General features: G+C 37.3%; 21 protein-coding genes and 3 tRNA genes. 14 read left to right on the forward strand and 10 right to left on the reverse strand.

Going from position 1 to position 26,124, the window contains the following annotated elements; translation table 11 throughout:
- Positions 1-63 precede the first annotated feature (63 nt).
- Genes C8N28_RS05240 through C8N28_RS05270 form a run of 7 tightly spaced genes read left to right on the forward strand, consistent with a single transcriptional unit; the run spans position 64 to position 9,251 of the window.
- Positions 64-3,093: a tetratricopeptide repeat protein gene (locus tag C8N28_RS05240; protein ID WP_132222195.1), complete on the forward strand. Its 3,030-nt coding sequence runs from the start codon at positions 64-66 to the stop codon at positions 3,091-3,093.
- Between the two features lie 3 nt (positions 3,094-3,096).
- A complete protein-coding gene (locus C8N28_RS05245) occupies positions 3,097-4,818 on the forward strand; it encodes a TonB-dependent receptor (protein ID WP_221410193.1) in 1,722 nt (573 codons plus the stop codon).
- Positions 4,819-4,842: 24 nt separating this feature from the next.
- Positions 4,843-5,898: an SPOR domain-containing protein gene (locus C8N28_RS05250; protein ID WP_132222199.1), complete on the forward strand. Its 1,056-nt coding sequence runs from the start codon at positions 4,843-4,845 to the stop codon at positions 5,896-5,898.
- 31 nt (positions 5,899-5,929) lie between these two features.
- The gene (locus C8N28_RS05255) at positions 5,930-6,625 is read left to right on the forward strand and encodes a MotA/TolQ/ExbB proton channel family protein (RefSeq protein WP_132222201.1); all 696 of its coding nucleotides are present in this window, start codon (positions 5,930-5,932) and stop codon (positions 6,623-6,625) included.
- Between the two features lie 45 nt (positions 6,626-6,670).
- The gene (locus C8N28_RS05260; RefSeq protein WP_132222203.1) at positions 6,671-7,075 is read left to right on the forward strand and encodes an ExbD/TolR family protein; all 405 of its coding nucleotides are present in this window, start codon (positions 6,671-6,673) and stop codon (positions 7,073-7,075) included.
- Positions 7,076-7,086: 11 nt separating this feature from the next.
- A complete protein-coding gene (locus C8N28_RS05265) occupies positions 7,087-7,905 on the forward strand; it encodes an energy transducer TonB (RefSeq protein ID WP_132222205.1) in 819 nt (272 codons plus the stop codon).
- Positions 7,906-7,922: 17 nt separating this feature from the next.
- Positions 7,923-9,251: a bifunctional folylpolyglutamate synthase/dihydrofolate synthase gene (locus C8N28_RS05270; protein WP_132222207.1), complete on the forward strand. Its 1,329-nt coding sequence runs from the start codon at positions 7,923-7,925 to the stop codon at positions 9,249-9,251.
- An 8-nt stretch (positions 9,252-9,259) separates the two neighbouring features.
- Here the strand turns inward: C8N28_RS05270 and C8N28_RS05275 are convergent, their stop codons facing one another.
- The 7 genes from C8N28_RS05275 to C8N28_RS05305 all read right to left on the reverse strand — a co-directional run bounded on the left by C8N28_RS05275 (position 9,260) and on the right by C8N28_RS05305 (position 14,679).
- Positions 9,260-9,976, reverse strand: coding sequence for a hypothetical protein (locus tag C8N28_RS05275; RefSeq protein WP_132222209.1), 717 nt, complete (start codon positions 9,974-9,976; stop codon positions 9,260-9,262).
- Positions 9,977-10,015: 39 nt separating this feature from the next.
- The gene (locus tag C8N28_RS05280) at positions 10,016-11,953 is read right to left on the reverse strand and encodes a M1 family metallopeptidase (protein WP_132222212.1); all 1,938 of its coding nucleotides are present in this window, start codon (positions 11,951-11,953) and stop codon (positions 10,016-10,018) included.
- Position 11,954: 1 nt separating this feature from the next.
- Positions 11,955-12,302, reverse strand: coding sequence for an ArsC family reductase (locus tag C8N28_RS05285; protein ID WP_317127315.1), 348 nt, complete (start codon positions 12,300-12,302; stop codon positions 11,955-11,957).
- 7 nt (positions 12,303-12,309) lie between these two features.
- Positions 12,310-12,870, reverse strand: a complete 561-nt coding sequence (gene pth / locus C8N28_RS05290; RefSeq protein WP_132222214.1) for an aminoacyl-tRNA hydrolase — start codon at positions 12,868-12,870, stop codon at positions 12,310-12,312.
- 109 nt (positions 12,871-12,979) lie between these two features.
- Positions 12,980-13,564, reverse strand: coding sequence for a 50S ribosomal protein L25/general stress protein Ctc (locus tag C8N28_RS05295; RefSeq protein WP_132222218.1), 585 nt, complete (start codon positions 13,562-13,564; stop codon positions 12,980-12,982).
- A gap of 29 nt (positions 13,565-13,593) precedes the next feature.
- Entirely contained in the window at positions 13,594-14,538 is a 945-nt protein-coding gene (locus C8N28_RS05300) for a ribose-phosphate pyrophosphokinase (protein ID WP_132222586.1), read from the reverse strand.
- 70 nt (positions 14,539-14,608) lie between these two features.
- Positions 14,609-14,679, reverse strand: a tRNA-Gln gene (locus tag C8N28_RS05305).
- 180 nt (positions 14,680-14,859) lie between these two features.
- On the opposite strand from C8N28_RS05305, the gene C8N28_RS05310 reads away from it, so the two are divergent.
- Positions 14,860-17,892 carry a glycosyltransferase family 117 protein gene (locus C8N28_RS05310; protein WP_132222220.1) on the forward strand — a complete coding sequence of 1,011 codons (3,033 nt, stop codon included), beginning with the start codon at positions 14,860-14,862 and terminating at the stop codon, positions 17,890-17,892.
- Positions 17,893-18,277: 385 nt separating this feature from the next.
- Here C8N28_RS05310 and C8N28_RS05315 read toward each other — a convergent pair whose 3' ends face one another.
- The gene (locus C8N28_RS05315; RefSeq protein ID WP_132222222.1) at positions 18,278-19,234 is read right to left on the reverse strand and encodes an acetyl-CoA carboxylase carboxyltransferase subunit alpha; all 957 of its coding nucleotides are present in this window, start codon (positions 19,232-19,234) and stop codon (positions 18,278-18,280) included.
- Between the two features lie 177 nt (positions 19,235-19,411).
- On the opposite strand from C8N28_RS05315, the gene C8N28_RS05320 reads away from it, so the two are divergent.
- The 6 genes from C8N28_RS05320 to C8N28_RS05345 all read left to right on the forward strand — a co-directional run bounded on the left by C8N28_RS05320 (position 19,412) and on the right by C8N28_RS05345 (position 24,224).
- Positions 19,412-21,037 (forward strand): hypothetical protein, encoded by a 1,626-nt coding sequence (locus tag C8N28_RS05320; RefSeq protein WP_132222224.1) that lies wholly within the window; start codon positions 19,412-19,414, stop codon positions 21,035-21,037.
- A gap of 32 nt (positions 21,038-21,069) precedes the next feature.
- Positions 21,070-21,579: a hypothetical protein gene (locus C8N28_RS05325; RefSeq protein ID WP_132222226.1), complete on the forward strand. Its 510-nt coding sequence runs from the start codon at positions 21,070-21,072 to the stop codon at positions 21,577-21,579.
- A gap of 184 nt (positions 21,580-21,763) precedes the next feature.
- Positions 21,764-21,837 (forward strand) — tRNA-Asn (locus C8N28_RS05330).
- A gap of 66 nt (positions 21,838-21,903) precedes the next feature.
- Positions 21,904-21,977, forward strand: a tRNA-Asn gene (locus C8N28_RS05335).
- Between the two features lie 154 nt (positions 21,978-22,131).
- On the forward strand, positions 22,132-23,058 hold the full coding sequence (locus tag C8N28_RS05340; protein ID WP_132222228.1) for an Abi family protein: 927 nt from the start codon (positions 22,132-22,134) through the stop codon (positions 23,056-23,058).
- 245 nt (positions 23,059-23,303) lie between these two features.
- Positions 23,304-24,224 carry a PfkB family carbohydrate kinase gene (locus C8N28_RS05345; RefSeq protein ID WP_132222230.1) on the forward strand — a complete coding sequence of 307 codons (921 nt, stop codon included), beginning with the start codon at positions 23,304-23,306 and terminating at the stop codon, positions 24,222-24,224.
- 49 nt (positions 24,225-24,273) lie between these two features.
- Here the strand turns inward: C8N28_RS05345 and C8N28_RS05350 are convergent, their stop codons facing one another.
- Both C8N28_RS05350 and murB read right to left on the reverse strand, forming a co-directional pair.
- Positions 24,274-24,816 (reverse strand): RNA polymerase sigma factor, encoded by a 543-nt coding sequence (locus tag C8N28_RS05350; RefSeq protein ID WP_132222232.1) that lies wholly within the window; start codon positions 24,814-24,816, stop codon positions 24,274-24,276.
- Positions 24,817-24,989: 173 nt separating this feature from the next.
- Positions 24,990-26,009 carry a UDP-N-acetylmuramate dehydrogenase gene (murB, locus tag C8N28_RS05355; RefSeq protein ID WP_132222234.1) on the reverse strand — a complete coding sequence of 340 codons (1,020 nt, stop codon included), beginning with the start codon at positions 26,007-26,009 and terminating at the stop codon, positions 24,990-24,992.
- Between the last annotated feature and the right edge of the window lie 115 nt (positions 26,010-26,124).

A 26,124-nucleotide genomic window follows, 5' to 3' on the forward strand; every position in this document is an offset into this window, starting at 1 on the left:
TATTAAAATACTAACAAAAGATTAATAATCATCTTATCTTAGCACAAAACAATATTGAATAATATGTTTAAAAAGTTTACTCAAATTACTCTCGCACTTAGCTTAATTGCAGGAGGAGTTTATGCTCAACAAAGTGCCTGGCAAGAAATTGACAAGGCATACAAAAGTGGGATGGAACTCTATGAACGAGGAAAATACGTAGCCGCAGCCAAGCAATTTGATAAAGTTGAAACCACCAGAATAAGGTCAGTTATTCAAGAAGATGAACAAGCACAAGTAAGCCTTCTAAAAGAGAAAGCCCGCTTCTATCAAGCAGTATGTGCTCTTGAAGTAGGGAACAGGGATGCTGAAGACTTGTTCATGAAGTATATAAAAGACTATCCAACAAGTTCTAATACAAAAGCAGCTTACTATCAGGTAGGCCGTTCTTATTTCGCACAGAAAAACTACGACAAAACCATTGAGTGGTTTGAGAAACTAGATGGAAGTGCTTTAACTGGTTCAGAAAGCTCCGAATATCGTTTTAAACTAGCTTACTCTTACTTTAAAAAGGATAGAAATAGCGAAGCAAAACCAATGTTCGAACGTTTAAAAAATGAACGTTCTGCTTATAACGAATCGGCTATCTATTATTATGCTTACCTGGCTTATCTGGATGGCGAATATAAAACAGCCTTGTCTGAGTTTGAACGACTAAAAGGATCTAAGCAATTCGAAAACAGCTACCCTTATTATATAGCTTCTTTATACTATTTAGATGGCCGCTATGATGATGTATTGGCTTATGCTATTCCTATTTTAGAAACCACAAAACAAGAAAGTGAAACCGACTTATTTAGAATTGTTGGAGCAACTTACTTCTCAAAAGGCGACCTGGTAAACTCAAAGATCTATTACGATAAATACCAAGCAGCTGATCAAGGTCAAACTCAAAGCAATCAAGACACTTATAATATTGGATACATTGCTTTCAAAAATGGTAATAACGAAAAAGCAATTGCAGAACTAGAAAAACTAGATCAACCTGAAGCCTATTATCAAGCAGGTATGATTACCTTAGGAGACGCATTCCTTAAAGCAAACAATAAGGAAAGTGCTCGTAATGCTTTTTTCAGAGCCTCTAAATTAGATTTCGACCCTCAACTAAAAGAAGAAGGTGCATTAAATTATGCTAAGCTTTCTTATGAGCTTGAGTTTCACCAAGTAGCATTAGAAGCTACTCAGGAATTCCTGACTACCTATCCAAGGTCAGCGAAGATAAATGAAGCTAAGACCTTATTAGCAGAAATACTCTTAAGCACAAAGAACTATAATGATGCAGTAAACATCCTGGAAACCATTGATAACAGAAGTCCGGAAGCCAATGCAGCTTACCAAAAGGTTACTTATTTCCGTGGATTAGAACATTATAATGAACGCGCTTTCGAGAACTCTATCTCTTTATTTATGCGTTCAGAGAGCTATCCTATAGACCCTGAAATACAAGCATTATCTACCTACTGGAAAGCCGAAGCAATGTATGAAGTTCGTAAATACGGAGAAGCAGTAGTAAACTTTGACCGTTTTTTACGCTATCCGGCAGCTAAATCAACTTCAGTTTACAACTATGCAAATTACGCATTAGCTTATGCCGCTTACCGGAACTCATCTTTCAGCACAGCAGCCAACTATTTTGAACGCTTTCTCGCCTCAGGAGATGTTGATGGCAACACAAGAAACGATGCTATTGCACGATTAGGCGATTCATACTTCTCATTAAGAAGCTACGATCGCGCATTGACGCAATACAATAAACTGATTGCGAGTAAAGCAAGTAGTGAAGATTATGCTCTTTATCAACGAGGAATTATTCAAGGTTTACAAGGACAGGTTGACACAAAAATTGCTACTCTATTAGATCTACAACAGCAATTTCCAAACTCAAACTACTCAGACGATGCGGCATTTGAGATCCCATACTCACATTTCTTAAGAGGTGATTATGATGTAGCAATAGCTGGCCTGCAAAAAATGGTTGAAGATTATCCAAGAAGCAGCTATGTTCCCCGGGCCCTTGTTACCATAGGTTTGGTACATTACAATAATAAGGAAAACGATGAGGCAATCAATATATTTAAACGTGTAGTAGGTGAGTACTCTACAACCGACGAAGCAAAATTAGCGTTGAAATCTATTCAGAATATTTACATCGACAACGGAGATGCTCAAGGGTATTTAAACTACGCGCTAAGCACAAATATTGGTAATTTAACAACTGCAGAGCAGGATAATATTACCTTCCAGGCTGCAAATGGTTTATTTGTTCGTGGAGAATTTGCAGCAGCCATAGAAGCTATTAACGCCTATTTCGATAAATTTCCAAAACCAATCCAAGAGAAATACGCACGATTCATTAGAGCGGAAAGCTTATGGAGAACAGGTAAGCCAAACGAAGCGCTTCACGATTATAACATCATCCTAAACGACTGGACAAGCCCTTATTCCGAACGTACACTAATAAGTGTATCTGAATTACACCTTCAGCTTAAACAATATAACGAAGCTGTCGCTACACTTAAAAAGCTTGAATTAACTGCAGATTATAAAGCGAACTACGGTTTTGCAATAAACAATCTGATGCTGTGTTATTTCATGATGGGTGATATGGATGAAGCTTTAAAATATGCAAACTTCGTTATCGGTTATGATAAATCTTCTCAGGAAGAAATTGCAAAAGCACACTTATTCGCAGGAAAAGTTTACTTAGCAAAAAATGATAAGGCATCGGCTAAAAAGGAATTTGACCTGGCAGCTAAAGGCAGTCAGACTATCGTTGGAGCTGAAGCCAAATACAATTACGGACAGCTTCAATTTGATGAGAAAGGTATTCTTGCAGCTCAAACAACCGCTTTCGATTTAATTAAAAACATGCCTTCGTATGACTATTGGGTAGCAAAAAGCTTTATTTTATTAGCAGACACCTATGTTGCTTTGAAAGATGATTTTCAAGCAAAAAGTACATTAGAAAGTATCATTGAAAACTACGACAAGAAAGACGATGATATCATTTCAGAGGCAACAAAACGTTTAGATCAAATTAACAATAAGAAATAAGCCATGATATTGAAAAGTTCAATACTTAAACATACATTCATTCTAGGCTTTTGTGCTTTTTCATTCAATGCATATTCGCAGGTGGATACAACGAAAACACAAGAACCAGCAACCATTGAAGAAGTTGAAGTAGTCCGCGATTATCGTCCGGTTTTGGCTGATGCAGTGAAAATAAGACGCAGTCCGGATTTAAATAATGTCAGAACCCAACAGCCTGCCCTACGATATAATGTGTTAGACAAAAGACTAAATTTCCCTTCAGGAATGGGTCAGTTAACACTGCAGGAGATGCAATCTTCACGGCCAGGAATTATGACTAATAACTATGCTAAATTAGGGATAGGGAATTTTAATTCAATCCTGGGTGAAATATATATCAATTCAGGAACAGACGAAAATTATCAAACTGGTTTTTATGCCAAGCACCTTAACCAAAAGGGAGACCTTGAAAACCAGAAATTCTCAGAACAAAGAATTGGAATATTTGGTCGCAGCATCTTAGAAAAGATCACACTTAGCGGAGAGCTTGGCTTCAATCGTTATGGAACAGCTTTTTATGGTGTTGTTCCGGGAGCTGAAGACAATCCAATCATTACTTCAGATGCGCAGAATCAACATTTTAATGATATATTCTTTGTTGGAGAATTGTTAAAGAATTACGATCCACAGGATACTGATTTAAGCTACTCTTTGAAAACAGATGTCTATCTGTTCAGTGATGCCTTTAATGCAAAAGAAAATTCATTTGCAATCAGCGGCTATCTTAATAAGGCAATCAATGTATTCAATATAGGTGCAAATGTTTCGGCTGATATGGCTAGTGTAAAGGCTGCTGATTATTCCATTTCGAACAACCTTATTCGCTTAAATCCTTATATCCGCTTTCAAGGAAATAACTACAAAATCACTTTAGGAGCCAACTTCATTTCTGAATCAGGAGAAACCAGCCGTTCTAATTTATTCCCATTGGCTAACCTGGAACTCGATGTTGTACCAGAATTTGTAAGTATTTTCGGAAGTGTAAAGGGAGATGTAAACAGAACTTCATTGCGTTCTTTAGCACAAAGCAATCCTTATTTAAATGAGAATATCGCCATTCGTAATACAATAGACAGGTTAAACATTACTGCAGGAGTAAAAGGAAATGTAGGAGCTACTTTCGGTTATAAAGCAAGTGTCTTTTATCGCAAGGTTGAAGACCTTCCCTTATTTGTTAATAGTCCGAATGAGCCGAAAAAGTTTGACTTGATTTACGATGCAGGAATCGATAAAGCAACCAGTATCTCAGGCCTCGAAGGTGAAATAAATGTGAGAGTATCTGAAACTGTAAATATCGGTGGGAAATTGAACATCAGCGATTATAAACTATCAACCGAAAGAGAAGCCTGGTTTATGCCTAAAGTTCAAATCTCTTCGAACGCACGGATAAACATCAGCGAAAAGGTATTCCTAAACGCAGAAGTATTATTTGCCGGAGAAACCTCTGCGAAAACATACGACTATAGCCTTGCTGCTATTCCTGTTACTGATTACACAACAGCTGATCCAATTATTAAAAGAGTACCAGCATTTGCTGACTTTAGTGCAGGTGCAGAATATAGAGTAAATCAACAGTTTGGTATTTTTATTCAAGCTAATAACTTGTTAAATTCCAATTACGAAAAATACTTATATTACCCTCGTTTAGGATTCAATGTTTTTGGAGGTCTTAATTATTCATTTTAATTAAATAACTTTGCTAGGATAGCAATGAACACATTAGGATTATACATAAAAGAAGCACTGCAGGATAAGAGAGAGATCTACTTACCCGGAATCGGTACGTTCAAAAAAGAACGTATTCCCGCTTTTTTTAACGATCTGAAACAGTGTTTTATGCCGCCCTTTCAAAGCATCGTTCTTACAGACAAGCAACCGGTATCAGATCAGTCATTGATTCAATTCATTGCTGAAAAAGAAAACATTGATTTAGAAGAAAGTCGTTTAAAAATTGAACAAACTATCTCGGAGCTTGAAACTGAGCTTCAGGAAAAGGAAGAAATCATTTTAGAAGGCTTCGGTAAATTAAAGAGAATAGAAACTCGCTATGAGTTCACTCATTTTCAACCTGTTCTTGAAGGAGCTTTTAATGATTATGAGCCTGTCGCCGAAGCGGAAATTATACTCCCTATTGAGAAAAAGGCAGGTATTACGAATCCTTCGATCGATTTAAACACAGATGAAGCCCTTTTACCGGTTGAGGAATCAACAATTAACGAAGAGTATCTGGAGCAAGAGAGCAATTCTAAAAAATGGTTATGGCCTGTATTAGCGCTGGTTATCTGTGTGGTTGCTGCCGCGTTCTGGTTCTTAAATCCGAATTTCAATTTTGCTAATCTTACAAATACGGCAGAAAGCGGATCAAACAAACAAGTTATCGAGCAACCAGTTACTGAAGCACCTGCAACAGCAGCTACTCAGTCTACCGACTTAAGCACACAAGCACCGCTTTCTGAATCTACAGAGCAAGTTACGCCAGATCCTGTAAACAATAACCCATCAGCCTCTTTGGTTAAAGAAGCTCAGGGACGCTTTGAAGTAATCATCGCTGCATTCAATACAATGGAAGAAGCAGAGGCTTATGTAAATAGAACCAATGCTAAAGGCTATAACGTATATATCATAAAGAATAACAACCCGGGTAATCTCAATAAAATTAGCTATGGCCCATTTCAAACTGCAGAAGAAGCAGACCAGGCCCTAATTAAAGTTAGAGAAGAATTAACAAAAGAAGCCTGGGTATTTGAAAATAAAAGTAAAAAATAAGAATCAAGAACTAAATAAAAGATAAAACCTCATGCTATTACAGATCGACAGCACAATTCAGTTAGACACCATGATGACGGCCGCACAGCAGGCCGTTCCACCAGTAGAAGATCTACGATTTATTGATATACTCATCAAGGGTGGTTGGGTAATGATACCCTTAGCATTTTTACTTTTAGCGGGTTTGGTAATCTTCATTGAGCGCTATTTAACTATTCGCAAAGCAAACAGGCACGAAAAAAACCTAACAGCACAGGTCAAACAAAGCATTCTATCAGGTAAGCTTGAATCAGCAATTGCAGTTTGCCGCAGTAACAACAGCCCACTTAGCCGTATGTTACAAAAGGGTCTGTTAAGAATAGGAAGACCGATCAAAGACATCGAAGGTGCTATTGAAAATGTTGGTAAACTAGAAGTTGCAAAGCTTGAAAAGAACATCAATATTCTTGGTATCATTGCTGGTATTGCTCCCATGCTTGGTTTCGTAGGAACAATCATTGGTGTAATTTCTATCTTCCATGAGGTTGAGTTAGAAGGAGTTATTAATATAGGTACAGTTTCAGGAGGTCTTTATGTGAAAATGGTATCTTCAGCAACAGGTTTAATCATAGGTATTATTGCTTATATTGGTTATCATATTCTAAATGAAATGGTAGATCGCATCATTCTGCGTATGGAAACAGATGCCATTGAGTTTATTGATTTGCTGGAAGAGCCAATCTCTTAAGTTGAGAAGATTTAAACAGAAGGAATAAATTGACATATATATTAAATGAATTTTAAAAGAAGACGTGAACGCCCAAAGGCAGAAGTAAACACGACAGCACTCAATGATATCATGTTTTTCTTGATGTTGTTTTTTCTTCTGGCATCTGCGGTAGCCAATCCACAAGTTGTTAAACTGTTATTGCCCAGATCTAGTTCAGGAGAACAATCTTTAGCAAAAAAGACAATAACAGTTTCAATAACTCAAAACTTGGAGTACTTTATAGACGATGTACAGGTTCCCGTAGACAACTTATTACCTGCTTTACAAGCATATCAACAACCTGGGCAAGAAATAACAATCATGCTTTATGTTGATAGAAGTGTTGCTATTAAAGACGTTATTGAAGTAATGGATGTTGCGAATCAATTACGATTAAAACTGGTTTTAGCTACAGAGCCAAAACCATAATAAATATTGCTATGAGCCTTTATCAGGAAGAGGAAAATAATTATCCAAAAGCGGTGTTGATATCAACAGCAATCATGCTGATTTTATTTGCGTTAAGCTATTTTATTATCCTTGGAAACCCTATGCCACAGTTCGGCACAGGAGGAATTATTGTTAATTATGGTACTTCACCAGAAGGAATGGGCGACAATTATATGAGCGTTGATGAACCCTCTATGGATCCAAACGCCAATAATGCATTGCCTGATCGGGTTGTTCCAAATGAAACACCACAACCGGTTGCTTCTCAGCAAGCAAGCGATAAAGCCATTGTTACACAAGACATGGAGGATGCTCCGGCAGTTGTTACAAAAACAAATAAACCAAGCACCACACCTACCGTAACACCAGAAAAACCGGTAAGCAAACCAACCGTTAATCCGAATGCATTATACACAGGTAATAAAAATAATGCTTCAGGTACTGGTGATGGGACTGGAACAACTCCTGGCAACCAAGGTTCAGTTAATGGAGATCCATTAGCGGCAAACTATGGTGAAGGTGGATCAGGTTTTGGTGATGCCAGCTTAAGTCTTGAAAACAGACGCTTCGTTAGATCTCCTCAAATTGAAGATGATGGACAACAATCGGGAAGAGTTGCAGTAGAAGTTCGCGTAGATAGAGATGGAAATATTATTTCTGCACGTGCAGGAGTACGAGGGACAACCCTTACCAATCAAACCCTATGGGACAAATGTGAGCGGGCGGCTCTTAGTGCACAGTTAAATCGTCTAGAAAAAGCTCCTCCTTCTCAAACAGGAGTGATCGTTTTCAATTTCAAACTTCGATAGTTTTATCTCAGACAACCATGTCTTATTCTGAAACCCTTGCCTATCTTTATAGCAGACTTCCTATGTTCAGTAAAATAGGAAACTCTGCCATTAAAAAAGACCTGACAAACACCTTAAAACTCTGTGAATTTCTTGGAAATCCACAAGATCAATTCAAGTCTATTCACATTGCCGGAACCAATGGGAAAGGCTCATCATCCAACATGCTGGCTGCTATTTTGCAGACATCTGGCTATAAAACAGGACTCTACACCTCCCCTCACCTATTAGATTTTCGTGAGCGTATTCGCATAAACGGCGATATGATTCCTGAAGATAAGGTAGTCGAGTTTGTAAAGAGAAACAAGGACTTTATCGAAGATCTAAAGCCTTCCTTTTTTGAGGTAACGGTAGCGATGGCATTCTTACACTTTGCAGAAGAGAATGTAGATATTGCAATCATAGAAACTGGCTTAGGCGGTCGACTGGATTCTACAAATGTTGTTCATCCCATTCTATCTCTTATTACAAATATCAGTCTGGATCATACTTCTTTACTTGGTAATACTCTTGAAGCTATTGCCTATGAAAAAGCAGGCATCATAAAACATAATACACCAGTAGTAATCAGCGAGAAAGCAGAAGCTACCAGTTCCGTTTTCCTAGACAAAGCAGCATCTACCCAAAGCAAAATTACTTTTGCAAGCGATCAATGGAAAATTGAAACATTAAACAAGGCAGAAGAAAGCTTGCTTCTACAAGTCAGCAAACTATCAAGCGAAAACAATTCAGTAGCATTAAATACTCTTGATTCTCCATTAAAAATAGAACTTGATTTATCTGGAAACTACCAAACCAAGAATATTAAAGGGGTTCTTTCAAGCGTAGAAGAACTACGTCTGCAAGGCTTCATAATCCCTGAGCGTGATCTATTATACGCATTAAATCATGTTAAAGAATTAACCGGTTTAAGAGCCCGCTGGCAAACACTATCCCACAACCCATTAATCATCTGCGATACTGGTCACAATGAAGCTGGATGGGAAGAAGTTTTGTTAAATATCAATCAAACACCGTTTAAGAACCTTCACATGGTTGTCGGTATTATGCGCGATAAAAACAGCGATAAACTATTGAGCATTTTCCCAAGCGAAGCAACCTACTATTTCTGCAATGCTGATTTTGAAAGAGCACTTCCTGCTAAAGAGTTGCAAGAGGAGGCAAAAATTAAAAATCTTCAAGGAAAATCATATCCTGATGTTCTTTCTGCCTTGGATGCTGCAATAAAAAATGCCCAGCCAGAAGACCTGATCTTCATCGGGGGCAGTACTTTTATTGTTGCCGAAGCTCTTAAGCGCTTTGTTTAATTGAAATCCTATTCGTCGGCTGTTGTTGCCTCAAGACTTATTGCATCTCGTTCTTCCGGAGATAGCTCTTTATATTTCTTATAAGAATCCATTATATACAAACGGATCTGCTCCTCATCAGATTTTGTAATAAAAGCATAACTAGGCTTATACTTAACAATAAACTGATCCAGATCCTTACCCTGCAACGGCGTAAGCGATGTAATCAATTCCGAAGTAAACTTAGCCATAATAGCACGATTTTCACGCTCAGCAATTAACAATGGATACCTGGCACGGGCTGCGCGAGCCTTGCTGCCAAACAAACGAGAAGGTGAAATAGAAATATTATTGTTAAACTGAACTGTTTCTCCTTCCTGTTGCGCTACCTGAATCTGCTGCTCTAACTGAGCATCAGATAACTCAGTAATCTCTACATCTTCTAATATATTAAAACCAGGAATTGGGGTGAGATAGATTCGCTTATATTCATAATCAGTTACCAATAAAGTATCTACTCTAAACCCCGGATAACTAAAAGAAAGCAATTCATTTAGCTTAACCTCAATAGAAAACTCTCCCTGCAAATTAGTTTCTACGCTTTCATGCGTACTTAAATTACTTACTTCTACCTGAGCAATTGGCTTAGAACTATCCAGCTCCATTACAACGCCTTTATAGCTTTGAGCTTGCACTAAAAGCACCGAAGTAAGCAATACCGAAACTAAAAGAAAGAGTTTTTTCATACCATATCTACTACAAATATTATACCTCTAATTCCAACATCATTTTGTCCAGCGATTATTACCCGGGTTAAAATCAGGAAGTACCTTATCCGGGTCTAGCTGTACTTTTATGATCTCTTCATCCGCATCAAACTGAAAAGTCCAGCTTTTATTTCTTTCCCATATCTCAACCGGCAACGTCAGCCTGTCAGTCTTCCCGCTTCGTGTAGTCACTTCTACAATAACAGGCATAGGCAGCTGTTCTAAATTATCAATCGTAATGATAGCCCCACTCCCGTTATTAATAACCCTTGTTACAGCTTGATCCAGTCGCCAGTTATTCTGAAACCAACCTCTCCAAAACCAAGCTAAATTATCACCGGATACATTTTCAATCGTATGAAAAAAGTCATCTGGCGTTGGATGCTTATAAGCCCAATTATTAATATAAGTTTTCAGTGCCAGATCAAAACGTTCCGGACCTAATATCACTTCTCTTAATAATTTCAAACCAAAAGCAGGTTTATAATAAGCCAACACACCAATATTACGCTCATTCATACCACTGGGAGCAGTCATAACAGGTTCTAATATTGGATTAGTTAAAGACAATGCCAGGTTATTTGCATCCTGTGGTCCCTCATAATATTCTCCATTATTAAAATCCTGAGTTGATAGATCATTAAGGAACATATTAAAGCCTTCATCCATCCAGGCGTGTAAACGCTCATTGCTTCCTACAATCATCGGAAACCAAATATGCCCAAACTCATGATCGGTTACATCCCAAAGGGCTTGTCCCCTCGAACGTGCATTACAAAAAACTATTGCCGGATATTCCATTCCTCCTACATTCGAAGCCACATTAACAGCAACCGGATATGGATAATTAAACCATCTCTTTGAATAATTCTCGATAGATGCCTTTACATATTCTGTAGAACGCTCCCAAGCATTACCGCCACTGCTTTCCTGCGGATAAGCAGACATCGCTAAAGCAGTTTTGCCACCTTGTAAATTAATGCGTGCACCGTCAATAATAAAAGAAGAAGATGTAGCCCAAGCAACATCACGTGTATTCTCCAATCTATATTTCCAGGTTACATACTTTCCATCTTTGTTTGCAAAAGCCTGAGCAGCTTCCTGTGCCGTACGGATAATAACAGTTTGATCACTCGTTTTAGCTTCCTTCCAACGTTCTTGCTGAGCGGGGCTCAATACTTCTTCAGGGTTTAATAACTCACCACCAAGAACAACAAAATGATTACTTGGCACCGTAATATCTACATCAATATCTCCATACTCTAAATAAAACTCACCCGGACCGGTATAAGGAACCGTATTCCATCCCATTACATCATCATAAACAGCTACACGAGGATACCATTGTGCAATTGCAAATATTTTACCATTCCGGGCATCAAGAATACCTGTCCGATCAGAACCATATTGAGGAACGATATAGCTATACTCAATGGTCATCTGTAATCTGCCACCATTCGGATTCAATACTTCAGGCAGATAAACCTGCATACGGGCATCAGTTATCAAATATTTAACATCAACACCAGCTACTTTAACTGATTTTATCTTATATCCTCCATCAAATTCTTCACCTTTTGCACCATACCGGCTATTTGTTAAAGGGATAATAGCATTACCTATTGAATTATCCTTGAACATATTCTGCTCCAATTGCATCCAAAGAAAATCAAGTTTATTCGGACTATTATTGGTATAATCCATCTTTACAGTAGCAGTAATCTCCCTGGTATCATCATTCAATCGCGCAGAAATACGATAACTAGCCTTATTTTGCCAATACTTAGGTCCGGGTTCGCCACTTGCTGAACGATATTCTGTTCCATTCTTCTGATAAAAAGCAGGATCAAAGGCTTTCACATAATCGTAATTACTGGTATTTTGGCCAAAGGCCGTCCCAAAAAATCCTACCAATAGAAATAAAACGTTTATTGCTAATATATTCAGTCTTTTCATCTTATAAGCTTTTATCGTATTCTTCTTCATTAAAACCAAGTAAGTATATTCCATTCCCATCAATTATAGGTCGTTTTATCAAACTGGTATGTTCTTGCATCAATTTACTGGCCGATTTTTGGTCAGTAACCGCCTCCTGTTCTATACTATCTAATTTTCTCCAGGTGGTTCCTCTTTTATTGATCAATGGCTCCCAGCCAAATACTTTTTGCCATTCCTTTATTTTATCTTCTGAGATACCCAACTTCTTATAATCATGAAACGTATAATCAACTCCATGTTCAGTAAGCCAATCAAGTGCCTTTTTAACTGTACTACAGTTCTTTATTCCATATACCTGTACCATCATTAAATCTTTATTTGTTATACCTGGTCATCGTTAGTTCCAAACCAGTTGCTATAAAACTTTGTGCCATTTCTACCGATTGCTCAATAAGAGCAGGAAGCTCCATCAATTCGTCCTTATCAAAGCCACTAAGCACATAATCAACCTGCCGACCTTTTGCGAAATTATCACCTACTCCAAAACGCAGGCGCGGATAATTCTGTCCTCCGCATAAAGCCTCAATACTTTTCAATCCATTATGTCCGGCACTGCTTCCTTTTGGCCTTAAGCGAATCTTTCCAAATGGAATGGCAATATCATCTACAATAACCAATACATTCTCCAAAGGAATCTTGAGCTCATTCATCCAGTAATTTACAGCTTTTCCGCTTAAGTTCATATAGGTAGTGGGTTTAATAACATGTACCACCCTGCTTCTATGTTTAAATTCAGAATAATAGGCATAACGTAAGGTAGAGTAAGTAGCACCTGCCTTCTTTATCAACTCATCGGCCACCATAAAACCAATATTATGACGTGTATCTGCATATTCCGCTCCTATATTACCCAAACCAACAACAAGATATTTCATGAACTAAATTTTGTTTCGTTTCAAAAATAAGAAATATTAGATAAGCTTAAGGAAAAACAAAAAAAGCAGCGATATCTCGCTGCTTTTCATCTGTAAAAAGTATCTTAAATTATTTACCTGTTTTCGCAGCTTCTTGTTCTGCCTGACGAAGTGCACGAGACATACCAACTGAAACGATGGTATCATCAGCATTGTTCAAAACTCTGGCATTTTTAAGCTTAATCTCTTCAACGCGAACAGATTTACCTACCTCTAAAGCATTTAAGCTTACTTCAATTTGTTGAGGAATATCGTTAGGTAAAGCTTTAACACGTAGCTTACGAAGCTTCTGAATTAATTTACCCCCACTACGTACACCTGGAGATGTTCCTGTTAAAGCAACAGGAATATTCATAACAACCTCTTTCTTGTCATCTAATTCCAAGAAATCGATGTGACGAATAAGATCATTCAATGGGTGAAACTGCATTTCCTGAATAATAGCTTTAAATTTTTGACCATCAAGATCTAAATCTACGAAATGAACATCGGGTGTGTAAACCAACGATTTCAAATCAGCTGCGGACACTGCAAAGTGGTATTGTTTTTTTCCACCATAAAGAACTGCAGGCACTTTGCCTTCATAACGCAATTCTTTAGCGTCTCTTTTCCCTACGTTCTCTCTTAGAGAACCGCTAATAGCAATTGATTTCATTTTTATTTATTTATTTGTTTAATTATTAACTATTTATATTGAAACAGATCACTAATAGATCCGTGTTCATTTACATTTGTAATTGCATGTGCAAACAAATCTGCAGTAGATAAAACCTTAATCTTATCACTTTTATGCTTCAATTGAATGGTATCTGTTACAATTAATTCAGTCAATGCCGATTTCTCAATGGTTTCATAGGCATTGCCCGATAAAACAGGATGAGTACATACAGCACGAACACTGCTAGCTCCATTATCCATGATCAACTGAGCAGCTTTTGATAAAGTTCCGGCTGTATCGCAAATATCATCAATCAAAACAATATCTTGTCCGGTAACATCACCAATAATTGACATAGACTCAATTTCATTGGCACGTTTACGTTGCTTATCACAAATTACAACCTCAGCATTAAAGTACTTAGCAAAAGTTCTGGCCCGGTAAGAACCACCCATATCTGGCGATGCAATTGTTAAATTTGGAAGATTTAACGATTTAATATGTGGAACAAAAATTACGGAAGCATCTAAATGATCAACCGGAATATCAAAAAAGCCCTGAATCTGCGCTGCATGCAAATCCATGGTCATAATACGGTGAGCACCTGCTGCTGTAATCAAATTTGCAATCAGTTTAGCTCCAATAGCCACTCTTGGTTTATCCTTACGATCCTGACGAGCATAGCCGAAGTAAGGAACTACCGCCGTTATATAATGAGCAGAGGCACGTTTAGCAGCATCTATCATTAACAATAGCTCCAAAATGTTATCGCCCGGAGTATTAGTAGATTGAATAATAAAAACGTCACTCCCTCTTACAGATTCATTATAAAATGGTTGGATTTCACCATCACTGAAACGTGATAATGTCTTTTTTCCCAGAGCTTTGCCGTAAGATTTAGCAACCTTTTCAGCCAGGTGCAGATTACTGGTTCCTGCGAAAAGCTGTACTTTATTAAACTGTAGAGGCATGGCGTTATACTGTTGCATATAATACGAACTCGGATTGTAATAAACTAAACAATCCGAGTTCTCTTTTTTGTTGCCCGACCAGGGTTCGAACCTAGACTATCTGAACCAAAATCAGATGTACTACCATTATACTATCGGGCAATCTTTGCCGTTTTTGAGGCATCTCCGTTATCGGACTGCAAATATAGAGCGATATTCTATATGTTGCAAAAATATTTCACTTTTTTATTTCTTTAATTGTTAAAATGCCATCTGAATTGCCAAAACGTATCAGTATTTCATTTCAAATACTTAATTTCGGAGCGTAAACGAATTTGGATTATGAATTACAGCAAAATCAATAACATCTTAGGATGGTTGAGTTTCCTTATAGCAACACTCTCCTATATCTTAACACTGGAGCCAACCGCAAGCTTCTGGGACTGCGGCGAATTTATTGCTGCAGCCTACAAAATGCAGATTGTACATCAACCTGGAGCCCCTCTGTTCTTAATGTTACAAAACCTATTCTCAAACTTTGCAATGGGAAGACCAGAGCTGATAGCCTACTGGATGAACGTAGGATCAGCAGTTTCAAGCGGATCAACAATTCTGTTTTTATTCTGGACCATCACTGCACTTGCTAAAAAGGTAGTAAATCTAAAGGATGTAGAAATAACCCAGGCTCAATTAATCCAAATCATGGGCGCTGGCCTTGTCGGTGCATTGGCTTATGCTTTCTCAGATACTTTCTGGTTCTCTGCTGTAGAATCTGAAGTTTATGCCATGGCATCATTATGTACCGCAGTAGTTTTCTGGGCTATTTTAAAATGGGACTCCCATGCAGACGAGCCTTACTCAGAACGCTGGTTAATTCTAATAGCCTATGTAATGGGACTATCCATTGGTGTCCATTTACTTAACTTATTGACCATTCCGGCATTGGCCCTGGTTGTTTATTTCCGTAAAAATCAAAATCCAACAAGCAAAGGTGCATTAAAAGCCATGCTGATTGGTGTTATTATATTAGGCTTAATATTATGGGGAATCATTCAATACTCCATCAAATTCGCTGCCTATTTTGATCTTTTCTTTGTAAATACATTAGGACTAGGCTTCGGATCAGGCGTATTCGTTTTTGCAGTTTTACTGATAGGCGGATTAACCTATGGCATCATTTACTCTATTAAACATCATAAAAAAACCTTAAATATCGTTCTGCTCTGTACTTCATTTATCTTTTTTGGATACAGCTCATTTACCATGATTACGATTCGTGCTAAAGCGAATCCTACCTTAAATAACAACGATCCGGATAATACCTTTGCGTTATTAGGTTATCTGAATCGCGAACAATATGGAGATGATCCTCTATTTAATGGCCCTTATTTCGATTCAAAACCAATCGAATATGTGGAAGGTTCTGCCATGTATAGAAAAGGGGACGATAAATATGTAAAAATCGGGAACAAACCCAGCTATAAATACGATCGTGAAACATTGCTCCCACGTATCTACAGCTCAACTCCTGATCATATAAACGTATACCGCAGCTGGCTTAATTTGGGAGAAAACGAACAGCCTCAATTCAGCGATAACTTAAAATTCTTGTTCTCCTATCAAATCGGACACATGTATGCCCGTTACTTTATGTGGAACTTCGTAGGCCGTCAAAACGATCAACAAGGCCAGGGGAACTTTACCGATGGAAACTGGATCAGCGGAATTAAGTTTATCGATCAGATGCGATTGGGCGGACAAAATGCTTTACCTGATTCACAGAAAAATAACCCTTCAAGAAATACTTACTTCTTCTTACCATTAATTTTAGGACTTTTAGGTGCTTTCTGGCACTTTAAACGCAATCAAAAAGATGCAGGTATCGTAGGTTTATTATTTTTCTTCACCGGTATAGCCATCGTACTTTATTTAAATCAAAGTCCGCTACAACCTCGTGAACGAGATTATGCCTTCGCCGGTTCCTTCTACGCATTTGCAATTTGGGTGGGATTTGGGGTTCTGGCGATCAGCGACTTCATTAAGAAAAAAGCAAATCATAAAACAGCTGCCATTGCAGCCACAGTCATCGGCCTTTTAGCCGCTCCGGTATTAATGGCTTCTCAAAACTGGGACGATCATAACCGCTCTAATAAAAGCACCGCCAGAGATTTAGCTATAGACTATCTTGAAAGCTGCGCACCCAATGCCATCTTATTTACATACGGCGATAACGATACATACCCGCTTTGGTATGCACAAGAAGTTGAAAACATCCGTCCGGATGTTCGCGTAGTAAACTTAAGCTTACTGAGTGCAGATTGGTATGTAAGACAAATGAAAGAAAAAGTGAACGAAGCTGATGCCCTTCCTATTTCAATGAAAGACAGCCAGTTTGTTCAAGGTACCCGTGATTTCATCCGCTATACCGACTATAAAATACCAGGCAATGTTGAACTTGAGAACGTTATGGGTATCTTACTGTCAGATAACCCGCAAGATCAGCAGCAAATGCAAGATGGATCTTACAATAATTTCCTACCAACAAAGAACTTCAAACTAACTATAAACAAACAAGCTGTTGTAGAAAACAATGTTGTTCTTAAAGGCTGGCAAGATCAGATTGTAGACTCCATAGTATGGACTTACAACAAAGACTATGTATCGAAAGCTGAATTATCAATTCTTGATATCTTAGTTAATAATAATTGGGAAAGACCTATTTATTTTGCACGCACTGTTCCTAGCGACAATTACTTAGGACTGGATAATTACCTGGTAACAGAGGGCTTTGCTTACCGCCTGATGCCTATACTTGCTTATACTCCGGAAGACGATCCAAGCCAGCAATCGGAAAAAATCAATACAGAAGCGATGTATGATAATACCATGAATAAGTTTGTATGGGGAAATCTTAAAACTGAGAAGTACTTAGATCCTGAATCGTACGGAATGTTAAACCTGATCATGAATAACTTCAACAGCTTAAGCAATGCGCTGGTTGCTGAAGGAAAAATGGAAGAGGCAAAAGCCGTAATGAAACGCAGCCTGGAAGTTGTTCCTGATAAGATTTATGCAATGCGTGAAACCTTGCAAAAACAATCAATGGCAGAAAGCTTATACAAGGTAGGCGACATCGAAAATGCGAATCGTATTGTTACCAATACCACCGATTACCTGGAACAGAACTTGAATTACTTCTTCACTATTGCAGACACTAAACCCAACCTGGAAATGAACAACATGCAATTGGGAATGTATATCTTGCATGCAATGGATCAATTAACGGCACAGTATAAACAAACGAAAGAAAACGAACGCATCAAGAAAATATTTGCGGATTTCGAGAAGCGTTATGAAGTATCTGGTTTAAATTAAGCCATAAAAGCTCTCTTCAATAACTAGTAGGTTGTAAAACCTCTTAGAATAGAAAGTACTTTAAGAAAATAAAGCTCAATTAAAAAATGCTTGCAGAACAGGAATAAAACCCTGTTTCCTGCAAGCATTTTCTTTTATATCAAATTTGTAATTTCATTTAATTAAAGAAGGATCAACCAAGGGTTAAACAGGGGTCAAACAGGGACAATTTGCCTGTTTGGTCCTTGGTTCGTCCTTGGTTGAATCTTATTTGTCTTTTATTTATGTAACGAGAAACCAATCTTAATCACATTTAATATTCGAGCATAAAAAAGCCGGTATATTGGATATACCGGCTTCTCTATTTTAAAAAAATTATACTTTATTTATGCTTGAGTTTAAATTATTATCCTTCAACCACAACACCCATCTTACAGAATTTATCAATTCGTTCTGCAATCAAGCTTTCTGTGGTTTTCAATCGCAAGGCTGCGATATCTTCTAATAGTTGATTTTTAATTGTATTAGCAGTTTCTTCAGGATTTTGGTGAGCTCCTCCTAATGGTTCTCTAATAATTCCATCGATTAAGCCATTGGCAAACATGTTTTCTGAGGTTAACTTCAAGCATTCGGCAGCTTTCTCCTTATAATCCCAGCTCCTCCATAAAATAGAAGAACAAGATTCAGGAGAAATTACAGAGTACCAGGTATGTTCAAGCATGTAAACTTTATCGCCAATACCAATTCCCAATGCACCACCCGAAGCACCTTCACCAATAATAACACAAATGATAGGAACTTCAAGAACAGACATTTCTAACAGGTTACGAGCAATAGCCTCCCCTTGTCCGCGTTCTTCTGCTTCTATACCTGGGTAAGCACCCATGGTGTCTATAAAAGTGACAACAGGCTTGTTAAACTTCTCAGCCAATTTCATTAAGCGCAAAGCCTTCCGATAACCTTCAGGATTTGCCATTCCAAAGTTTCTAAATTGGCGTTCTTTGGTATTTTTTCCTTTTTGATGTCCTATTACCATAACAGAAACACCACCGATGGTTGCAAAGCCCCCGATTATAGCTTTATCATCTTTTACGGTTCTATCGCCATGAAGTTCTATAAAGTCTTCGCAAATAAGGGAAATATAATCCAATGTTTGCGGGCGATCTGGGTGTCGCGACATTTGTACATTCTGCCAACCCGTTAAGTTCGTATAAACCTTATTACGGGTTTTTTCAAGCTCAGCCTCAAGCTCACGAACGGTAGCTGACATATCGACCTTTGTTTTTTCAGCAACTTGTTTAACCTTTTCTAGCTGAACAAGCAGATCTTCTATTGGCTTTTCAAAATCGAATGTTGTTTCCATTTCTTATAATTTGTCGTGCTATCTTATCTAAACAATTAAAAAGATAACCGGGCGGCTAAATTAGTCATTTTGATTTCTAATATAAAATATCATTATCAAGAAATACTCAATCTTAGGTATTTCTTATCAACAAGTTTTAGGTTTAATTTGTGTGATACTAAGTTTTATTCGCACTATATGAAAACAATCAAACTATTCTTCATCGCATTTCTACTGTTACAAAGTGCTGCTATTTTTGGACAGGAACAGGAATCAATTCCTGAAGTGCATCCTGACCTGGATAACCCCAAAGTGCAGGAGGCAATCAGATTAATAGAAGCAGAGGATTACAATGGTGCACAAGCGCATTATAAAAAGGTATTCCAAAGTAATAACCGGAAGGATATAAAAGATTTATTTATATACGATTTGTCTAGGATAGGTACGGGGCGAATCATGGATCTGTTGTTTAATGCTGAATTTGAAGATGAGATTAAAATTGCAGTCGAGGATATTATGAAATCGGGGGATTCGCCTTCTGAAAAGTTTCAGAAAGCCCTTGTTTATACCTACGCTGGGTTTAACACTTATAAAGACCCGCAACAGACAAAGGAATATTTGAACAGCCCTTTTCATGTCTTTTTGCAACTTGCTACGCAGCAAGACTGGATTCGGCCGATACCTCTTCTGAGACGGACAGCAACTGAATTATATAAAATAGGCTTTGAAGATGAGCATCTGGATATGGATGTTCTCTTAGCAACATTTGACTACGAAGTTAACAACAATGGTTATACACCTTCTGTAATTGGCGAACTGGCTGATGGTTTTTATTACGAAAACAGCTTCGGATTGCCTCTGACAGCTGATGAGGAAAAAGCAAACGAAAACTATCTCGAAATAAGTCAAGCAGTTACATATTCTTTTTTAGCGAATAATCCTGAGAATACTCAGCCATTAATGATTGAACTTTGGGAAAGAAGTTTAAGCAGGTCTTCTTTTGACACTCGATTTTATAAATTCAGATCTGGGTATGCTGAAAGTCTATCTGACTTTATTTCTGAGCTTGATGGTGATGAAGATATTAAATATGATGATATCAAGATTGTAGAAATCTTATACAATTCTTTCTTTAATGAAGATTCTGAATACACGGTTGATGACCTGATAGAGTTAACCGCAGATAAGGAAACTGCTTATAATATTCTTATCGGCTTCCTAAATTATAAGAAAGATCACTTCAATATGGATTTAATGGGAGTTAGCCCGAAATGGGTGAATACCTTTAAAGATTTTATTGTTAAAAATCCTGAATATTTGTCTTTAGCTATTCGATATGGAGATGAAATAGATGTTCTATTGGCTGACAATAGAGTTAATATAGAATCGTTAGAAAAAAGTCTGGATTTTGTACCTGAAACCCTCAATGTAATGAGCGTAATAGTACAAGATGATAAAATGAATGAAAACGGCTTAGGACTGTATACACTCTATGGCCTTGCTCGTAAAATGGATAAAATCAGAGAGCATGGATCATTCAAGAAGAACAGAAACATCAAGCATCTTCAGGCAAAGGCAAGGATGACCTTTGAGTTGACATACTTAAGAGACCGAGGAATTCACTCTCCTTCTATTATAGGCCTTTCAGACATATTCGACGATTGGAATCAGGGAGATATGGACTTTTCTTCTGAAGAGGTAGAAATCTTCTTATCTGAGTATTTAGATATCTATACAGAAAGTCCATTGGCTGATGCTTCAATGGAAAAAGTAATTATTATAGATATATTGAAAGACGTTGCTACAAAATTCGAATTAATTTAATGTTAACTAGAATCTTAAAAATCTGATCTTATATGGACGATAATATAAAGATGAACGCGTATGCTTTACGTAATGAAAACTTTATTGATACAGTTGATGTTAGTTGTCCGAAATGTGGGACAAGAGCCTTGGTTATGGGCGGCCAACCCTTTGGTATAATTAAAGAATATGAAGATCAGGTTCGATTCTCCTGTATATCTTGCGGTTATGCTGTAAAATATAGCAATACACCCGAATCTACATTTTACACCAATAGTAGTGGTGTAAAAAAGAGTGGTCGTATATTGATTATGAATGCTCCTTGCGATCCCTTCTTTGGATTTGGTGTATGGTATTATATCGAAACTAGGTATGGTTCCTTGTGGGCCTATAATGAGCTCCATTTATCGGTAATAGAAAACTACATTGCCAATCCGCAACGTAGTAGAAATGGATTACCCAATCAAAATAATAGTATTGCCAGCCGGCTCCCTCAATGGGCAAAAGATGCTAAGAATAGAGAATATCTGTTAAAAATGATAAACAGATTTAAGTCAAAGTAAAACCATTTAAACACCATTTGTTATTAGTTTCTAACCTTTCGGTTGTCTAAAACCCGGCCAGCATTTGCTACTGAAAATTTATTAATCTTTTTTTTTGCTAATTAGAAACATAATACCGAATATTGCAGTCCCAAAAACAGGGAATAATAATGCGGGAAACCGCCTTACCCAAGGGATAAAACACTCCTGAATAGCTCAGTTGGTTAGAGCATCTGACTGTTAATCAGAGGGTCGCTGGTTCGAGCCCAGCTTCAGGAGCAAAAGAGTACAAAAGGGCCTAAAGAGGTTCACGTTATTATTGAAGTATTTTAACCAAGATTAAATTCCTGAATAGCTCAGTTGGTTAGAGCATCTGACTGTTAATCAGAGGGTCGCTGGTTCGAGCCCAGCTTCAGGAGCAAAGAACCGGCAGATAGCCGGTTTTTTTGTTTAAAGAGAGCTTTTTCCATGCTCCTTTTTAAGAAATTTACATTGTCATATTAATTTCGTACATTCGTATTAACAGAACCCGTCTGCATACCATTAGAACTGCATTCGGGTCATTTTTTTTAAATGGCTAACAATAAACCTGCATTTAGCATTACTGATCAGATCGATTTGCTCAAACAGCGAGGAATGCTCTTTCGAGATGAATCTACTGCTCATCATTTTTTTGCCAATATTAGTTACTATCGCCTAAAAGGATATTGGTGGGATATGCAGGATGATTTGCATACTCATATCTTTAAAACTAATACATATTTCGAAGATATATTAGACAGATATAATTTTGATAGACGCCTAAGACTTATCCTTTTCGATGCAATTGAACGCATTGAAATTGCACTTAGAACAAAGATGATTTATATCTTGTCCATGAATTTTGGTGGTTTGTGGTATTTAGATACTTCAATTTTCCAGACTACCGTTCTTGAAATTAATGGAGTTTCCAAAACTCTTCACATGCACACTGTAAATGAGTTGAAAAAAGAATTCAACCGCAGTCAGGAAATCTTTATTAAAGATCAAAAAACTAGATTTCCAGGACAGGATGCTGATGCATGGAAAATATTAGAGGTAGCCTCATTAGGTACTTTATCAAAACTTTATAAGAGTTTAAGTCATCAGCTACCCGAAAAGGCCAAAATTGCTAATGGAATGGGGCTTAACTTACATAACGAGTTATCTAGTTGGTTAGAAGGAATCACATATCTAAGAAACATAATAGCGCATCATTCCAGGCTTTGGAGTAGAAGTATGGTTAAGACTCCATTAAGGTTAAACAACCCATCTGGCATATGGTTCACCAGTAACTTAATGGCTGTTCAAATCAAAAAACCCTTCCTTTTGATTTCTTGCTTGGTTTACCTATGTAACGAAGTTACACCTGGACACCAAATCAAAAATAAAATCTTATCACTTTTTGCAGATTTTCCCAACGTTCAGATTTACAAGCTTGGTTTTATAAACAACTGGAAAAATACACCTGTTTGGAGCTAAAGCTTACTAATGAAGACAAAAGATATGAAACAGTTTTCTCTAAACTAAAAAAGATAATAGTTGCAGTGAAGCTTCCCTGGTGACTTTAATAAAAAGGCTCAATTAAGAGCGTATTTTGAAAAGAAACACTTAAAAAAACCGAACCAAATATCTCAAGGTAAATTTTCCAATTTCAAAAATAATGGTTAATATTGTACTCGTAATTAACCGGCAGATAGCCGGTTTTTTTGTTTAAAGCAATTGTTATGAGTTTAGTAATTATTGGTTCGGTTGCATTTGATGCGATAGAGACTCCTTTTGGAAAAACAGATAAAATTGTTGGTGGCGCAGCTACCTACGCTTCTATTTCTGCATCTTATTTATTTGATAACATTAAAATTGTAGGTGTTATCGGTGAAGATTTTGGGAAAGAGAATCTGAATAAAATAACCTCCAAAGGAATTGATATCGAGGGTTTGCAGATGAAGGAAGGAGAGAAATCTTTCTTCTGGTCTGGAAAATATCACAACGATATGAACAGCAGGGATACGCTTGTTACTGAGTTGAATGTATTAGCTGATTTTAATCCTCTGATTCCTGATTCGTATCAAGATTGTCAATACCTATTGCTTGGCAACCTGACCCCACAGGTTCAGTTACAAACGCTGGAACGTTTTAAAAAGAAACCCAAACTAGTTGTGCTTGACACGATGAATTTCTGGATGGATATTGCTTTGGATGATTTACTAAGTGTACTCAAAAAGGTAGATGTCTTAACCATTAATGATGAAGAGGCACGTCAGCTCTCAGGAGAATATTCTTTGGTAAAAGCTGCTAATAAGATTCTGACAATGGGCCCTAAATACCTAATTATTAAAAAGGGAGAACATGGTGCTCTTCTATTTGGCGAGGATCAAATATTTTCTGCTCCTGCCCTTCCTCTTGCCGATGTGTTTGATCCTACTGGTGCCGGTGATACTTTTGCCGGTGGCTTTATTGGCTATTTAGCAAAGGTGGGCAGTATCACCTTTAATAACATGAAGAATGCTGTTGTATTTGGTTCTGCCTTGGCATCTTTTTGTGTTGAGAAATTTGGCACAGAACGGATTGAAGATTTAAGCGAGGAAGATATCTCCAAACGCATTAATAGCTTTGTTTCTTTAAGTCAATTTAATATAAAAAGATAACGGGTAAGCTTTTATTGCCTACCCGCTACATTTTTACTTATTAATCTCACTAGTAATCCATACTGACAAACTCAGATGTTTGAATGCCATAGGCGTATGTTTTCAAAGATTTCTTAAGAGATTTACGTGCTACGTGTATTCTTGTTTTAACAGTTCCGATTGGGATAGATAGATGCTCAGCAATTTCATGGTATTTATAACCTTCGAAATACATGGTAAAAGGGACATAATATTCTTCCGATAATTTAGCCATTGCTTCACGAATATCATCCATTACGAATTGATTTTCGCCTTTATTTTTGGTTGAGCTGTATACTAAGTTTGAGGATGATATTTCTTCAGATTTGGTAACCATTCCACTGATTTTAACAAATCTTCTATAATTATTAATAAAGGTATTTTTCATGATGGTATATAACCACCCTTTAAGATTAGTACCTTCTTTGAATTTTTCATGGTAAGTAATTGCCTTCAGCACCGTATCTTGAACTAAGTCATTTGCATCTTCATCATCATGTGTAAAATGTAAGGCGTACATTTTGAGCGATTCGGCATGGCTCGAAACCATTGATTTAAATTCGATCTTAGTCATCTTTCATAGGGTTTAGGAGAGCATAGGTTACCAACTAGGTCTTCTAGCTCTGAATTTCAAAAAATCATATTTGTATAAAAGTATTTGACTAGGTATTTGCAACAACCGTGCTACAGTTGTGATCTCTTATAACTTTTGATATTCAAAAAACAATTTTGGTTTGTTTTTTTCTCCTAAATAATATTCACCTCACGTTCTATTCGTACTCCGAATTTCTTATAAACACTTTCTATAATTGCCTCTGAGAATTCGTAAACCTCTAATCCATTGGCATTTCCATAATTAACAAGTACCAAAGCCTGATTCTTCCAGGTTCCTGTATTGCCAACTTTCACACCCTTCCAACCGCATTGTTCAATGAGCCAACCTGCTGCTAATTTTACTTTATCAGATTGTATAGGGTAGTGTACGATGTCCATAAAAATAGACTGTAATTTCTGAAAATCCACACTTTCTATGATAGGATTTTTAAAGAAACTTCCTGAGTTACCAATAGTTAAAGGATCGGGAAGCTTACTGACCCGGATCTCTGAGATAACCTTTGATACATCTTTTATGCTTGGGTTGCTAATTTTTCTGCTCTGCAACTCTGCTAACACAGCACCATAGTCCAATACTAAATGAGGCACAGTAGATAGCTTTAAAGTAACCGATGTTATAATGTACCGGTCCTTTCCTTCTCTTTTAAAGATGCTATCCCGATAAGAAAATTTACAGGCTGCCTTATCAAACTCAACCCAGGTTTTAAGGATGCGATCATAAGCTCTGCAAGATTCGAATACATCCATCAATTCTACTCCGTAGGCCCCGATATTCTGCACAGGAGCTGCACCAACCGTTCCGGGAATTAAGCTTAAGTTTTCAATTCCGGCATAACCGTGGTTTACACAATACTGAACCAGGTCATTCCAAACTACCCCTCCTCCTGCTGTTATATACCTATCGGAACCCTGTTCTCTGATTTCGATCCCTCCTATTTTGATATGCAAAACAAGGCCGTTAAAGTTCTGTGTAAATAACATATTGCTACCACCTCCCAATACCAACAAAGGAAGGTCGTTTACTCGTTCATCTTCAAAAATATCAGATAGTTCCTGCTCACTATTAACCTCGATAAAATACTTTGCAACAGCTTGTACTCCAAAGGTATTCAATTCTTTTAATGATTTATTTTCTTGAAATACGACGCTCATAAGAGATATAAAATGAAAGATGTAGCATCAAAGATAATGGAAACTAATGAATTCAATAAAATTAAAGAATCAATCGAATAATGTACTTTTGAAAAGATTTATAAACATGTTTCAT

This window comes from Albibacterium bauzanense (assembly GCF_004339765.1).
GTDB classification, from domain to species: domain Bacteria; phylum Bacteroidota; class Bacteroidia; order Sphingobacteriales; family Sphingobacteriaceae; genus Albibacterium; species Albibacterium bauzanense.

What these genes read in the sequence shown, in the direction of transcription:
- C8N28_RS05240 (WP_132222195.1), top strand. Translation starts at nt 64, where the DNA reads ATGTTTAAAAAGTTTACTCAAATTACTCTCGCACTTAGCTTAATTGCA.
- C8N28_RS05245 (WP_221410193.1), top strand. Translation starts at nt 3,097, where the DNA reads ATGATATTGAAAAGTTCAATACTTAAACATACATTCATTCTAGGCTTT.
- C8N28_RS05250 (WP_132222199.1), top strand. Translation starts at nt 4,843, where the DNA reads ATGAACACATTAGGATTATACATAAAAGAAGCACTGCAGGATAAGAGA.
- C8N28_RS05255 (WP_132222201.1), top strand. Translation starts at nt 5,930, where the DNA reads ATGCTATTACAGATCGACAGCACAATTCAGTTAGACACCATGATGACG.
- C8N28_RS05260 (WP_132222203.1), top strand. Translation starts at nt 6,671, where the DNA reads ATGAATTTTAAAAGAAGACGTGAACGCCCAAAGGCAGAAGTAAACACG.
- C8N28_RS05265 (WP_132222205.1), top strand. Translation starts at nt 7,087, where the DNA reads ATGAGCCTTTATCAGGAAGAGGAAAATAATTATCCAAAAGCGGTGTTG.
- C8N28_RS05270 (WP_132222207.1), top strand. Translation starts at nt 7,923, where the DNA reads ATGTCTTATTCTGAAACCCTTGCCTATCTTTATAGCAGACTTCCTATG.
- C8N28_RS05275 (WP_132222209.1), bottom strand. Translation starts at nt 9,976, where the DNA reads ATGAAAAAACTCTTTCTTTTAGTTTCGGTATTGCTTACTTCGGTGCTT.
- C8N28_RS05280 (WP_132222212.1), bottom strand. Translation starts at nt 11,953, where the DNA reads ATGAAAAGACTGAATATATTAGCAATAAACGTTTTATTTCTATTGGTA.
- C8N28_RS05285 (WP_317127315.1), bottom strand. Translation starts at nt 12,302, where the DNA reads ATGATGGTACAGGTATATGGAATAAAGAACTGTAGTACAGTTAAAAAG.
- pth (WP_132222214.1), bottom strand. Translation starts at nt 12,870, where the DNA reads ATGAAATATCTTGTTGTTGGTTTGGGTAATATAGGAGCGGAATATGCA.
- C8N28_RS05295 (WP_132222218.1), bottom strand. Translation starts at nt 13,564, where the DNA reads ATGAAATCAATTGCTATTAGCGGTTCTCTAAGAGAGAACGTAGGGAAA.
- C8N28_RS05300 (WP_132222586.1), bottom strand. Translation starts at nt 14,538, where the DNA reads ATGCCTCTACAGTTTAATAAAGTACAGCTTTTCGCAGGAACCAGTAAT.
- C8N28_RS05310 (WP_132222220.1), top strand. Translation starts at nt 14,860, where the DNA reads ATGAATTACAGCAAAATCAATAACATCTTAGGATGGTTGAGTTTCCTT.
- C8N28_RS05315 (WP_132222222.1), bottom strand. Translation starts at nt 19,234, where the DNA reads ATGGAAACAACATTCGATTTTGAAAAGCCAATAGAAGATCTGCTTGTT.
- C8N28_RS05320 (WP_132222224.1), top strand. Translation starts at nt 19,412, where the DNA reads ATGAAAACAATCAAACTATTCTTCATCGCATTTCTACTGTTACAAAGT.
- C8N28_RS05325 (WP_132222226.1), top strand. Translation starts at nt 21,070, where the DNA reads ATGGACGATAATATAAAGATGAACGCGTATGCTTTACGTAATGAAAAC.
- C8N28_RS05340 (WP_132222228.1), top strand. Translation starts at nt 22,132, where the DNA reads ATGGCTAACAATAAACCTGCATTTAGCATTACTGATCAGATCGATTTG.
- C8N28_RS05345 (WP_132222230.1), top strand. Translation starts at nt 23,304, where the DNA reads ATGAGTTTAGTAATTATTGGTTCGGTTGCATTTGATGCGATAGAGACT.
- C8N28_RS05350 (WP_132222232.1), bottom strand. Translation starts at nt 24,816, where the DNA reads ATGACTAAGATCGAATTTAAATCAATGGTTTCGAGCCATGCCGAATCG.
- murB (WP_132222234.1), bottom strand. Translation starts at nt 26,009, where the DNA reads ATGAGCGTCGTATTTCAAGAAAATAAATCATTAAAAGAATTGAATACC.